Source organism: Winogradskyella litorisediminis, assembly GCF_042675765.1.
Lineage (GTDB): Bacteria > Bacteroidota > Bacteroidia > Flavobacteriales > Flavobacteriaceae > Winogradskyella > Winogradskyella litorisediminis.
This window is the reverse complement of record NZ_JBHTJL010000016.1, coordinates 417,796-431,466: the sequence shown is the minus strand read 5'-3', so window position 1 is coordinate 431,466 and position 13,671 is coordinate 417,796. Positions and strand designations below refer to the sequence as shown.

The 13,671-nt window shown below is 34.5% G+C and carries 11 protein-coding genes; 8 read left to right on the top strand and 3 right to left on the bottom strand.

What is annotated here, in order from left to right; translation table 11 throughout:
- The first annotated feature begins 6 nt into the window (after positions 1-6).
- Positions 7-654, top strand: a complete 648-nt coding sequence (locus tag ACFQ1Q_RS13125; protein WP_386132360.1) for a hypothetical protein — start codon at positions 7-9, stop codon at positions 652-654.
- A 79-nt stretch (positions 655-733) separates the two neighbouring features.
- On the opposite strand, the gene ACFQ1Q_RS13120 is transcribed toward ACFQ1Q_RS13125, so the two are convergent.
- From ACFQ1Q_RS13120 to ACFQ1Q_RS13110, 3 genes are read right to left on the bottom strand one after another with little or no spacing between them, the layout of a single operon-like run.
- On the bottom strand, positions 734-2,191 hold the full coding sequence (locus ACFQ1Q_RS13120) for a magnesium chelatase (protein WP_386132357.1): 1,458 nt from the start codon (positions 2,189-2,191) through the stop codon (positions 734-736).
- A 9-nt stretch (positions 2,192-2,200) separates the two neighbouring features.
- Positions 2,201-3,343, bottom strand: a complete 1,143-nt coding sequence (locus ACFQ1Q_RS13115) for a vWA domain-containing protein (protein WP_386132354.1) — start codon at positions 3,341-3,343, stop codon at positions 2,201-2,203.
- A gap of 54 nt (positions 3,344-3,397) precedes the next feature.
- Positions 3,398-5,854: an outer membrane beta-barrel protein gene (locus ACFQ1Q_RS13110; RefSeq protein WP_386132350.1), complete on the bottom strand. Its 2,457-nt coding sequence runs from the start codon at positions 5,852-5,854 to the stop codon at positions 3,398-3,400.
- A gap of 197 nt (positions 5,855-6,051) precedes the next feature.
- Between ACFQ1Q_RS13110 and ACFQ1Q_RS13105 the strand changes: the two genes are divergently transcribed.
- From ACFQ1Q_RS13105 to ACFQ1Q_RS13075, 7 genes are all read left to right on the top strand, one after another.
- Positions 6,052-7,074 (top strand): sensor histidine kinase, encoded by a 1,023-nt coding sequence (locus ACFQ1Q_RS13105; RefSeq protein WP_386132347.1) that lies wholly within the window; start codon positions 6,052-6,054, stop codon positions 7,072-7,074.
- A 2-nt stretch (positions 7,075-7,076) separates the two neighbouring features.
- Complete coding sequence (locus ACFQ1Q_RS13100; protein WP_386132344.1) at positions 7,077-7,778, top strand: LytR/AlgR family response regulator transcription factor; 702 nt, start codon at positions 7,077-7,079, stop codon at positions 7,776-7,778.
- 65 nt (positions 7,779-7,843) lie between these two features.
- Positions 7,844-11,053, top strand: coding sequence for a WD40/YVTN/BNR-like repeat-containing protein (locus tag ACFQ1Q_RS13095; RefSeq protein ID WP_386132341.1), 3,210 nt, complete (start codon positions 7,844-7,846; stop codon positions 11,051-11,053).
- A 43-nt stretch (positions 11,054-11,096) separates the two neighbouring features.
- Entirely contained in the window at positions 11,097-11,579 is a 483-nt protein-coding gene (locus ACFQ1Q_RS13090; RefSeq protein ID WP_386132339.1) for a YdeI/OmpD-associated family protein, read from the top strand.
- 71 nt (positions 11,580-11,650) lie between these two features.
- Complete coding sequence (locus ACFQ1Q_RS13085) at positions 11,651-12,232, top strand: superoxide dismutase family protein (protein WP_386132336.1); 582 nt, start codon at positions 11,651-11,653, stop codon at positions 12,230-12,232.
- An 86-nt stretch (positions 12,233-12,318) separates the two neighbouring features.
- Positions 12,319-12,846 (top strand): RNA polymerase sigma factor, encoded by a 528-nt coding sequence (locus tag ACFQ1Q_RS13080; protein ID WP_386132333.1) that lies wholly within the window; start codon positions 12,319-12,321, stop codon positions 12,844-12,846.
- A gap of 3 nt (positions 12,847-12,849) precedes the next feature.
- Positions 12,850-13,644 carry an anti-sigma factor gene (locus ACFQ1Q_RS13075; protein ID WP_386132331.1) on the top strand — a complete coding sequence of 265 codons (795 nt, stop codon included), beginning with the start codon at positions 12,850-12,852 and terminating at the stop codon, positions 13,642-13,644.
- The last annotated feature ends 27 nt before the right edge of the window (positions 13,645-13,671 follow it).

Sequence of the window (13,671 nt, the reverse complement as noted above, 5' to 3'; positions counted from 1 at the left end):
GAAATTATGAAAACAAGAAACACAATGAAAGTATTAGCAAGTATAGCGTTATTAATGTTTATGAACTTAACATTTGGACAAAACGATTATCTAAAAATCACAAAAAGTGATAAAGAAAATGACTTTATCAAATATCCACCTGGTTCCAGATTTGAGCTTACAAACACAAATAATAATATTGTTTACAGCGACAAATCATCAGAAAAAGAATTTATCATAAATCAAACCTATAAACTCACTGTCTACCCTACTTATAAAAATACCAGTAATATTTATTATTTGAGTAAAGGTAAAATTGAAATAAAAAGTAACGCTGAGTATTTCAAAGCCATAAAAGAGCATAGTACCAAAAAGAAAAACAAACAAGATTATGGGTATTATGAGTATGACATGAACCATTTTACAAAAGGTCTAAAAATGATAAAATCTTTGGAAATTTCAAGCTTAGACACTAAACTATATAATGCAACTTTTAAATTCAACAATGGTGTTGAAGCAAATTATCTAGATGGTAAGATGACTGCAACACAAAACGGTAAAGACTTAAATATTAAAGGTAAATATTTAATCTATTCCGAAGATGGATTAATTAAATTGAGTTTTAGACCAAAAACTGGAGAAACTTGGTGGGTTTTTGAGCCTATAAAAAAATAATTCTTTTGAGTTAGTCAAAAAAAAGTGAAGTCGATTAAATACAATTTCGACTTCACTTTTTAATTTAATAAATAGTAATTTATAATCCATTAATAAAACTACCGTAAGGGTCTTGAAACTGTAGACCTTCTGAATAGCGGTATTTACTTAACTTCTTAAACTGCGTTAAACCCCAAAGAATAAATTCTTTTTCAAAATAGACATCTTCTTTTTCTATGTCTGGCTGATAATCCGCAAGCAAAGTGTCTAGCGGTGTCACCTCATTAAGTTTTGCTTTGTAATCAGCGTCAGTGAGGTTATCTAAAAGCTCAAAACCATCAGAATTGAAGAACCAAGAAATTAAGTCGTCATAAGGTGTTTCTTCGTCTTGTTTCTGAAGTTTTTCTACTTTTGGAAAATACCGTGGAAACAGGGTTTTAATGGCACTGTCTAATAAAGCATTTGCTACAAAATCTGCACCTTCTTGTTCGCCTTCATACACCAATTCTACCTTTCCTGTTATTGCTGGTATAATTCCTGTAAAATCTGATAATCTTACAGATGTATTGGTATCACCGTTTAATAACGCACGACGTTCAGCAGTACTTAATAAATTCTGAAATGCCGTAATACTCATTCTTGCACTCACACCACTTTTTACGTCCACATATTCGCTCTCTCGAGCTTCAAAACTAATTTGCTCTAGTAAATCTTTTGCTAAATCTGGAATATGAATTGCTTCCGACTGACGGTCATCCAATCGCGCTTCTTGTGCTGTTATGGTTCTTGCCGTATCTACATTATCTGGGTAATGCGTCAAAATCTGTGAACCTATTCGGTCTTTTAGAGGTGTTACAATACTACCACGATTGGTATAATCTTCAGGATTTGCTGTAAAAACAAACTGCATATCTAAAGGTAAACGCAATTTAAATCCTCTAATCTGAATATCACCTTCTTGCAGAATATTAAATAATGCAACCTGAATACGCGCTTGTAAATCAGGTAACTCATTAATTACAAAAATGCAACGATTAGCTCTTGGAATCATACCATAATGAATCACTCTATCATCAGCATAACTTAATTTTAAATTGGCCGCTTTTATGGGGTCAACATCACCAATAATATCTGCTACAGTAACATCTGGCGTTGCTAATTTTTCGGCAAAACGTTCGTTTCTATGCAACCAAGTAATTGGTGTATTATCTCCTTTTTCAGCGATTAATTCTGTTGCAAATCTTGAAATGGGTTGTAACGGGTCGTCATTAATTTCGGAACCTTCAACTACCGGAATGTACTCATCTAACAAATTCACCATCATACGTGCTAGACGTGTTTTAGCTTGACCTCGTAATCCTAATAAATTGATATTGTGTCTTGATAAAATCGCACGTTCTAACTCAGGAATCACCGTATTTTCATAACCGTGAATACCATCAAACGTGGTCACTTTATTTTTTATGTTTTCAATTAAATTATCACGCAATTCAACTTTAATAGATTTTGATTGATAACCAGATTGTTTTAATTCTCCTAGTGTCTTTATATTTTTCATTTTCTAGCTTTATCCTTTTATTCTTTTCTTTCTATTATTCTCGTAATCTTCAAAAATCATTTCGCCCAAACCTTTCAATCCTGTATAAAAAGCTTTACCACGATTGGCCTGTGTAAACTCTCTAACAAACTGCATTAAATATGGGTCTTCAGCAATCATAAATGTGGTAATTGGTATGTGCAAACGTCTCGCTTGTTGCGCCATAGCATAACATTTGTTGGTAATATAAGGGTCGAGACCATTAGAGTTTTTATAATACTGACCATCTGGTAGACGCAAACAACTTGGTTTACCATCAGTAATCATAAAAATCTGTTTGTTGGTGTTTCGTTTTCTGCGCAACATATCCATCGCCAATTGCAATCCTGCAACAGTATTAGTATGATAAGGCCCAACTTTGAGATATGGCAAATCTTTAATTTTTATTGGCCAAGCATCGTTTCCGAAAACTAGAATTTCTATAGAGTCTTTTGGATAGCGCGTTGTAATTAATTCCGACAATGCCATGGCGACTTTCTTGGCTGGTGTGATGCGGTCTTCACCATACAAAATCATACTGTGGCTAATGTCTATCATTAACACCGTACTCATTTGGCTTTTGTGCAATGTTTCTTCTACTACCAAATCGTCTTCGGTTAAACTAAAATCCCCAAGACCGTTATTGATTTGTGCATTTCGTAAACTTTCGGTCATCGATACTTTGTCTAAAGCATCTCCAAATTGGTAAGCTCTAAAATCGCCAGTATGCTCATCGCCTATTCCTACGCCTTTACTTTTGTGATTTCCTGCGCCGCTTCGTTTTATTTTCCCAAAAATGTGGTCTAGAGCTTGTTGACGTATGGCACGCTCGGTCTTAGCTGTAATTGCAAATTTACCTTTGCCATCACCTTCACTGTCGCCTTCGCCCGTTGGGTCTATTTCTTCACGGATATACCCTTTATTTTTAAGGTCTTCGACAAAATCATCAATAGTGTAATCTGGTGTGGTGAGCTCGTACTCTTTATCGAGTTGACGCAACCAATCAATAGCTTCATCAAAATCGCCAGATGTATAAGTGATGAGCTCCTTGAAAATTTCAAAAAGCTTTTCAAAAGGCGATTGATTTGGTGCTTCGTAGGTCTTAAATACGAATCCTGATTTTCTTGTTTTCATAGCAGTATAAAAATACCGCTTTTTCAACTCCTAACGAAAGCATTAACATCTCTTTTAGAAATCATCATCTCCACCACCATCATTATCATCTCTAGAACCTTTTTGTCGTTCTTTTTTCTGATTAAATCTATAGACGAAAGATGCATTGATAGTACGTACTCTAAACTGAAATTCGCTATCGCTTCTGAAGGTTTCTGCCTCTGTAAGAGATATACGTTTTCTAGAGTTAAAAACGTCTCTTACATTAAGTGCTATTGTACCATTTCCTTTTAAAACATCTTTACTAAGTGCCATATTAAGAAATAAAATGCTTTTTGTTTCGGTCTGTGCATTATTTCGTGGGCCTCTATAAATGGCGTTAGTCTGAAATTGAAAGTCTTTTGTGAAATCTACTTTTGCACTTAATCTTGAAAAGTAACTGGTATTTTTAGTACCGTAATCTATACCATTAAAAGCACCTTTTGTATTAAATTGAAAGAAGTTAAAACTACCATTAATTTGTAACCATTTTAATGGATTGTAAAGTAGACCAGCCTCAAAACCGATACGCTCATTAGTACTTAAATTTATAGGAATAGTTCTAATGATTGGAATACCATTTGGAGTTTCTTCTCCTGTGTCTTCTTGGATACGCTCAAAGGCATCTGTTTCGTATTGATAGTAAACAGATGTTGTAAAGGTTAAGGTTTTTCCCCACCGTTTTAAGTAACCTAAATCGAAAGCATTTGCAAAAGCAGGATTTAAGCTTGGGTTTCCTTGAAAAATATTGGCCTCACTAGAACGCGATGGAAATGGATTAACAGATCTTCCTCGAGGCCTATTTATTCTTCGATTGTAACCAAATGTAAAGTTTTCAGAATCGTTGATTTCGTAATTTAAATTTAACGTGGGAAACAACCCTGGATATGAGTTATCGAAATCGATGACGACGTCGTTGTTTCCATCGCCTTCAACCGTTCCTGCTAAACGTGTATGCTCAAAACGTAATCCTGCTAAAAAAGAAAATTTACCAAATTTATTTCCGTATTGCGTGTACAATGCATTGATGTCTTCTTTATAGGTAAATATGTTGGTTAAATCTTCGTTTGTAATAAACTCACCACCTGCTGTAGCTTGTTCCGTAACCAAAAAATCTGTGGTCGTCGTTTCAAAATTACCTCGGTATCCAGCTTCAAATTGTGCATTTTCACCAATTGGATACACGTAATCGACCTGTGCTAAAAATTCATTTCCATCTTCTATTGTACGTATAAGTTCAGAAGGTAAAATTTCTTCAGAAGGAAATGTATTTAGCTCATCAATTAAAGCCGTTTCCTCTTGGTCATCAACGCCATATTGAAGGTCTGCTGTAAGTTGATGACCACTATCATTAAATCGATTTATGTAATTTAGAGAAAACTGATAATTGTTATCGTCTTCCGTTTCATATTCGGTTCTAATTCGGTTAAAAGCTAAATCATCATTAGGGTCAAATTCATCCGTATTATTTATAGTTTCATCATCGTCTTTACCATTAGAAATAAAAAATGACCCTGTGATAGACGACTTATCATTTATAAAATATTCTGCTCCGATATTGGTATTAAAGCCAATATCTGATCTATCGAAATCTCTATTTTCTATCACTGTAGGATTTACAACTTGGTTTGAGAAAAACTGATTTCTAAAAAAAGCTTGTCCCGGAGATGTTCTTCTATTATAACTGGTTGTGTTGAAAATATTGAATTTCTCTGTTCGTAGGTTTACATTACCCGTAACACCTGCTCCCCAAGGATAGCGCACAAAAGTCTGTACAGAACCATTAAAACCTAATGTTTTTTCTCGCTTTAAAATAATATTTAAAATACCAGCTGTACCTTCTGCATCGTATCTAGCCGATGGCGATGTTATTACCTCTACACGCTCAATAGCATCTGCAGGAAGTGATTGTAAAGCATCTGTAGAACCAAAACCTGCAATAGCTGATGGCCTACCATTAATCAAAATTCTAACATTACCATTACCACGCAGTGCTATGGCACCATCCGCATCTACTGTTACCGACGGTACATTGCCAAGTGCATCGCCTACTGTGGCGCCGCCAGTGGTTAAATCCTTACCAATATTGTAAACTTTTTTATCTAATCTAATTTGTACTTCGGTTGTTTTTGCTGTTACCACAACTTCGTCTAAAGACTCCGAATCAATCTCTAATTTTACGGTTGGCAAAGTTGTATCTTTTAAAATATTCTGATTTTTTAAGGTCTTTGTTTTAAACCCTATAAACTCAAACTTTACGTCGTATGTACCTGGAGCTACGAGAATACTGTAATTACCATCGATATCGGCAATACCACCAGTAATTACTTTTCCTTCAGGATTTAATACAACTATAGTTGAGTACTCTAACGACCGACCGTTAGATGCCTCTACGACTTTACCCATTATTTTAACTTCACTAGCTTGAGAACGCTCTTGAGCTTGAATAAATGTAAACGTAAAACCTAATAATAATGTTAAAAATTTTTTCATAGCGTTTTGTTGAATTTTCTTTTTGTAAAAGTAAACACCTTATATGACCATGTAAAACCAAAACCTGTAAACGACCATACTTTAAGGTCTAACTGCAGCGATGTTGTTTACAGCGTACTTACTGTCGTTCGGTCTAACTTATTGGCTGTTTCTAGAAATTACTAAAGATTAATCAGCTAAATCCTTATTTTTAAAGCATGAAGGATGTCATTAACTCTAACAAATTTTCGTCTAAGGAATTAGTTTTTATACTATGCCTTAATGTCGTAGTCTTTATCTTTTATGCCTTTGACAAACGAATTCCTGGACTAGAAGCACATCAAATCTTATTCTATTTAAACTTTGCTATTGCAGGTTTAATCATCAATTACTTATTTCTACCAAATTTCCTATACAAGCGCAAATATGTTTTATTTGCCATATTTACAGCAATAATTGCAGTTGCTGTAATACTTGTTGAAGAATTTATTTTAGAAAAAATATTTTATCCAGATACTCGCGGTCGTCGTTTTTCTAATATTTTTTATAATCTGTTGAATACACTACCAACACTTACCATTTTAGTTGGTTTTAAATTTGCGTGGGATGCTTTAACACAGCAGAGAGAAGTTCAGAAATTAAAAAACTCAGTAAAAGAAAGTGAACTTCAATTTTTAAAATCTCAGATTAATCCTCACTTTTTGTTTAATAACATCAATAACTTGTATGCACACGCTATCGAACAGTCACCAAAAACACCCGAAATTATTCTAGAATTATCTGCAGTTTTAAGATATATGCTTTATGAATGTAAAGCAAAATTTGTGCCTTTAGTAAAGGAAATTGAGCAACTTAAAAATTACATTAACCTTAGTAAGTTTCAAGTTGAAGGTCGTGGCACAGTAAATTTTAATGTGGAAGAAATTCCTTCGAATTACAAAATTGCGCCACTTATACTTACAGTGTTTATAGAGAATGCCTTTAAGCATAGCGCATCTAGCCAAACCAAAAATATTTCCATAACTATAAATCTTAAAGTAACTGATACAGGTTATTTAATTTTTGAGTGCTCTAATACTTATAGTGAAGCGTCTAATGTCGATAATTTGCCACACGGCATTGGTTTGAAAAATGTAAAAAAACGATTAGAGCTTATCTACCAAAACAAGCATCAATTAGACATAAAATCAGATAACTCTATCTACGAGGTAAAATTGGAAATTAATCTCAACGAGAATTAATAATGAACTGTATTATCATAGAAGACCAATTACCAGCGCAACGTATTTTAAAAAAATATATCGAAGATGCTAAAAGCTTATCTCTCGTTGGTACATTTTCCGATGCTATAGAAGCACTAGAAACTATAAAAGCACAGCAAGTAAATGTCATTTTTTTAGATATTCATTTACCCAAACTTTCTGGTATTGACTTTTTAAAAAGTCTATCAAATCCTCCAAAAGTTATCTTAACAACTGCTTTCCCAGATTATGCCTTAGAAAGTTACGAACTCAACGTGGTAGACTATCTTTTAAAACCATTTTCTTTTCCGAGGTTTATCCAAGCAATTACTAAGGCATCTCAAATGTTAGAAAGTAATACAAACAATGATTCTATAAATGAACCCAATCAAAAGAAAGAGATTTTTATAAAATCTGGTTACGAACTTGTTCGCCTTAAAATTGACGATATCATTTACATAAAATCTGATGCTGATTATGTAGAAATCTATACAGAAAACAAGAAACTATTATCTTCAGACTCATTAACCGAATGGATAAAACGCCTAGACACTAATCAATTTGCTAGGGTACACAAATCTTACATCATCAACACCAATAAAATTGAAAAGATTATCGGAAATCGTGTATATCTCCAGTACGATAAAAAAATACCTATAGGAAGAGCTTACAAGAGTGATTTTACAAATAAATTTTTAACATAAATACAACTAATATAAAGCCGTCATTCACTAATTTTAGGCTTTACGCAAACTAACCCAAAATTATAATGAAACAATTTTTCTCTATTGTTATGCTTATCTGCGTAACACTTCTTTCTGCACAAGATTTTTCTATGGACATGGTAAAAAACATGAAACCTAGAAATATTGGACCTGGTGGTATGTCTGGTCGTGTAACAGCTATTGATGTTGTAAACAGCAACCCCGACATTATGTATGTTGGTACAGCTTCTGGTGGTCTATGGAAATCGACTTCTGGTGGCATAAAATGGGAACCTATTTTCGATAAAGAATTAACGGCTTCAATCGGAGCAGTAGAAATTCAGCAATCTAACCCAAGTGTCATTTGGGTTGGTACAGGAGAAGGTAATCCTCGTAACTCACTTAATGGCGGTTACGGTATTTACAAATCCCTAGATGGCGGAAAGACATGGATGGCAATGGGATTAGAAAAAACTCGTCATATCCACAGAATAATTGTTGACCCAACAAATCCTGATGTAGTGTATGTTGGCGCCATTGGTTCGCCTTGGGGCGAGCATCCTGAGCGCGGTGTTTTTAAAACGACTGATGGCGGAAAAACGTGGAATAAAATCCTTTTTGCCAATAACAAAACTGGTGTTGCCGATATGGTAATGGACCCAACAAACCCAAATAAATTGTTTGTGGCCATGTGGGAACACAAGCGCGACCCATGGTTTTTTAATTCTGGTGGAAAAGGCTCAGGATTGCATATGACGCATGATGGCGGAAAAACATGGAAAAAATTAACCGATGAAGACGGATTACCAAAAGGAGATTTAGGTCGTATTGGTATTGCGATTGCACCTAACAAACCTAACATCGTTTATGCCTTAGTTGAAGCAAAAAAGAATGCGCTATACAAAAGTGAAGATGGTGGTTTTAGCTGGAAAATGATTAATAATAAAAGTGATATTGGTAACCGACCATTCTATTATTCTGAAATATATGTGGACCCACAAAATGAAAACCGCGTGTACTCCGTGTTTACTTACGTGAATGTTTCTGAAGATGGTGGAAAAAACTTCAATCAATTGATGCCAGCTTATGGCGTAAGCAATGGTGTACATCCAGACCACCATGCGTGGTGGATTCATCCAGAAGACGGAAGTTTTATGATTGATGGCAACGATGGAGGAATGAATATTACCAAAGATGGCGGAAAATCTTGGCGTTTTATTGGCAATTTACCTGTAGCTCAATTCTATCACATTAATGTAGATAACGAGTATCCGTATAATGTTTACGGCGGAATGCAAGATAACGGTTCGTGGCGAGGTCCGGCTTATGTCTGGCGCGCACAAGGCATTAGAAATAGCTATTGGCAAGAAATTAGTTTTGGTGATGGTTTTGATGTGGTACCAGACAGAGAAGATAGCCGTTACGGATGGTCAATGAGTCAGCAAGGAAATGTGACACGGTACGATTGGCAAACAGGAAATAACTACGGCGTAAAACCAACACATCCTGATGCTGATGTGCGTTTAAGATTCAATTGGAATTCAGCCATAAACATCGACCCTTTTGACAATAGCACCATTTACTTCGGAAGTCAGTTTGTGCACAAATCGACCGACAAAGGCGAAACTTGGACCGTAATTTCTCCAGATTTATCTACTAACGACCCAGAAAAACAAAAACAATCCGAAAGTGGTGGACTAACCATGGACGCAACTGGGGCAGAAAATCATTGTACAATTTTAGTGATTGAACCGTCTCCAGTAGAAAAAAATATGCTTTGGGCAGGAACAGACGATGGACGTGTACACTACACCACAAATGGTGGCGAGTCTTGGAACGAAGTTACTAATAACATAAAAGGTTTACCAAAAGGAAGTTGGGTTGCTCAAATAAAAGCGTCTAATAAAAACAAAGGCGAAGCTCTTTTAATAGCTAACGATTATAGACGTTTTAATTACACGCCTTATGCGTATAGAACTAAAAATTATGGTAAAACTTGGGAGCGCATTGTAGATGAAAATGATGTACAAAGTTACACACTGGCCATTGTTGAAGATTTAGAAGAACCAAACTTAATGTTCCTTGGTACAGATGATGGCTTGTATGTCTCTATAAATGCGGGCGAAAAATGGACCAAATGGACAAACGGTTTCCCTACAACCTCTGTAAAAGATTTAGTAATCCATCCACGTGAGCATGATTTAGTGATTGGTACTTTTGGTCGCGCCGCTTGGGTTTTAGATGATATTAGACCGTTAAGAAAGATAGCAAAAAATTCATCGACATTATCTTCAAATATTAAATTATTTAATCCGCCAACGGCGTATCAAGCAGCTTACCAACAACCAACAGGAAGTCGTTTTGGTGCAGATGCCATGTATCATGGCGAAAATAGACCTGGTGGCGCACGATTTGCTTATATGTTTAATCAAAAAGATGCCGTAAAATCTGATATAAAATCAGACGCCAAAAAAGATGATAAAGCCATTAGTGATAAGAAAATCGGAAATGAAGTTAAGTGGGATTCGCTTCAGCTTAAAATTTATGATGGTTCAAGATTAATAAGAACTTTGAAACAAAAAGCACCAAAAGAAAATGGTCTACACCGTTGGACATGGTACATGGATGAGGCTGGTAAAGATAGACCATCTCGTCGTGTAAGAACTTCAAGTCGAGAATCTAGCGGAGTTTCTGTTAAACCAGGAACTTACAAAGCTGTTTTACATTATGGTGACCAATTATCTGAAACAATGATAACTGTTGAGTCTGACCCAAGATTAGAAGTTTCTCAGAAAAACATAAATGAAGTATATGCTGCTTCAAAACAGTTAGAAGATATTTATGATACTTTGGCGAAAGCATCAAAACAACTCGCAGAAAGTAAATCAATAGCTTCAGAGTATCAATCCACTTTAAAAAAATTAGATAAAGAAAAATATAAAATTCAAATAAAGGCTTCGGATTCTGTTGTTAAATCTATAGATAACTTGTTAGATAAATTCTTTGGAAAAAGAGACAGTCGTCAAGGTATTACGCGTAATCCTGAAGTAACAGCATTACAACGACTTGGTACTGCAAGAGGCTATATTTCGGGTAGTCAAAAAGGAATTACCTCAACTGAAATTACACTTATGAATCAGGCTAAAAATGCTGTAAAAGAATTGTTAAGTGAAACAAACGCCTTCTTTAATAACCAATGGAAAGATTATGAAGCAGAAATGAAAACGCTTCAAACTGACCCATTTAAAGAGACCAAAACATTTCAAATAGATTAAATTTATAAAACAGCGCTTTTTTTAAGGCGCTGTTTTTTTTAAAATGAAAAGTAATCCTTTCAAAATAACATTATCAGATAAAATGAGTGTTATTCTTCCAAAAGAATTCACGCAACCATTTTATGAAGCTGGGCAAACTCGTATTAAAGTTAACGCTATTCATAATAATAAGATTATTGAATTTTATGCCGCTTTAAAAAAAGAAAAAACAGGTGATTTTAGAATACATTTCAGTAAAGCGAAACAAAAGGAAATGGATATTTTACCAGGCGATGTTTTTGAGCTTCAATTATTTAAAGACCAATCTAAATATGGCGTAGAACCTTGTGAGGAGTTTGAAGCAGTTATCTTAAGCGATTACAAAGCTTATAAAATTTTTGAAAGCTTTACCGCAGGAAAAAAACGAAGTATTATCTATGCTATAAATCGTTATAAATCTTCCCAAACACGTATTGATAAAACAATTTTATTCACCAATAATATTAAACGAGGTATTTTTGACCCAAAATTATGGCTAAAGAGCTAATCTATTGTTGTATTGAGCTTGCAAATCATTGTTTATGTCTGTAACTTTAACAAAACCAAAAACCAAATACAATGAAATATTTTAAATCAATCTTAATGCTATTAACTGTTATAGCATTTGTATCATGTAAAAATGATAAAAAAACAGAAGAAACAACTACAGAGGTAGAAGTTGAAGAAGTAGAAACTCCTGTAGAACCAAAAAAAATGGTAAGTATTGAGCTTTCTCCAAAAAGTGGAAGTGATGTTAAAGGAAGCGTTGTTTTTAAAGAAGAAAACAATCAGGTAAACTTTATGGCTAAGATGACAGGATTAAGCGAAGGCACGCATGCAATACATATTCACGAATCTGCAGATTGCTCTTCTGAAGATGGAAAATCTGCCGGTGGCCATTGGAATCCAACAGCGCAACCACACGGAAAATGGGGAGACGAAGCAGGTTACCACAAAGGTGATATAGGTAATTTTGAAGTTGGTGCTGATGGCGTTGGTACGATTTCTATGTCAACAGACCAATGGTGTATTGGCTGTGATGACGATACCAAAAATATTTTGGGTAAAGCTATTATCGTACATCAAGGTACAGACGACTTTACCTCTCAACCAAGTGGCGCTGCAGGAGCTAGAGTTAGTTGTGCTGGTATCATAGAGTAATTATAGAACATCATATTTATTATAATAAAAGCTATTGCATTGTCAATAGCTTTTGTATTTTAGGCTAATAATTTAAAAAAAACCAAGTGCATTTAGATTTACTCGTAGAAAAATTTAAGCAAAAAGACGCAGGAGCTTTTGAAACCTTGTACAGTATGTACCACGAAAGTATTCACGGCGTAATTTACAATATAGTAAAAGACGACGCCATTAGCGATGAATTGATGCAAGATGTATTTATCAAAGCTTGGAAAAACGCTGATAAATATTCTTCAAAAAAAGGACGTTTTTTTACGTGGATACTAAATATTGCAAGAAATACAGCGATAGACAAATTGCGCTCTAAAGCATTTAAACAATCCAAACAAAACCTCAATTCTGATTTTTTCGTAGATATAATAACAAGCAACGAAAACCTCGATGCCAAAACAGACGCCATAGGTATAGCTAAATATGTTAAACAACTCGGTGAAAAATGTAAAACCATTATTGAATATTTATACTTTAAAGGTTATACACAAAAAGAAACTGCTGAAGCTATAGACATACCACTTGGTACCGTTAAAACACGAAACAGAAACTGTATTCAACAATTAAGAGAAGCAGTATTATAATTTATGGATATTAAAGTTTACATAGAATCTGGAATTTTAGAACTATACGTCGCAGGACAACTTTCTGAATCTGAAAATGAAGAAGTTTTTCAACATATACAGCAGTATCCTGAATTATTAAGTGAAGTTCTTCAAATTGAAGCAGCAGTTTTAAAATTGACAAAAGCTGTATCACCACGTAGTGTAGATTTTGAAGCTTTAAAAAAGAAGCTAAATCTTAAAGAGAATAAAGTTGTAAATCTTAATAGTAAAAAATCAAATTGGTTAGCCTACACAGGTTGGGCAGCTTCAATTGTTTTAGCTGGTGGACTTTTATGGACTTTAAACACCAATTCTTCACTCCAAAATGAGATTGAAACTGTTTCTATGGAAAAACAACTCTTAGAAATTAAGATTGAAGATGCTCGTAATGATTTAGCAGAAGCTAAAAATTTATTAAATATTCTGCGTGATAGGAATATTGTACCAGTAGATTTAGGCGGACAAGGAAACTTTGAAAACGCTTATGCTAAAGTCTACTGGAACAAAGCAGATAATACCATTTATTTAGATGCGCAAGGTTTACCAAACGCACCTGAAGGTAAAGTATGGCAAGTATGGTCATTAACCTTAAATCCATTAACGCCTACTAGTTTAGGAACCATTGATGATTTTAATAGTGATGACAACAAGATATTTGAAATTGCTAATGCAAATGAAAGTCAAGCCTTTGGTATTACATTAGAGCCAGCTGGCGGAAGCGAATCACCTACCATGGAACAATTACACACACTAGGTGTTGTAAATACCGCACCTTAAAACTTATAAAATATAACTCATAAAAAA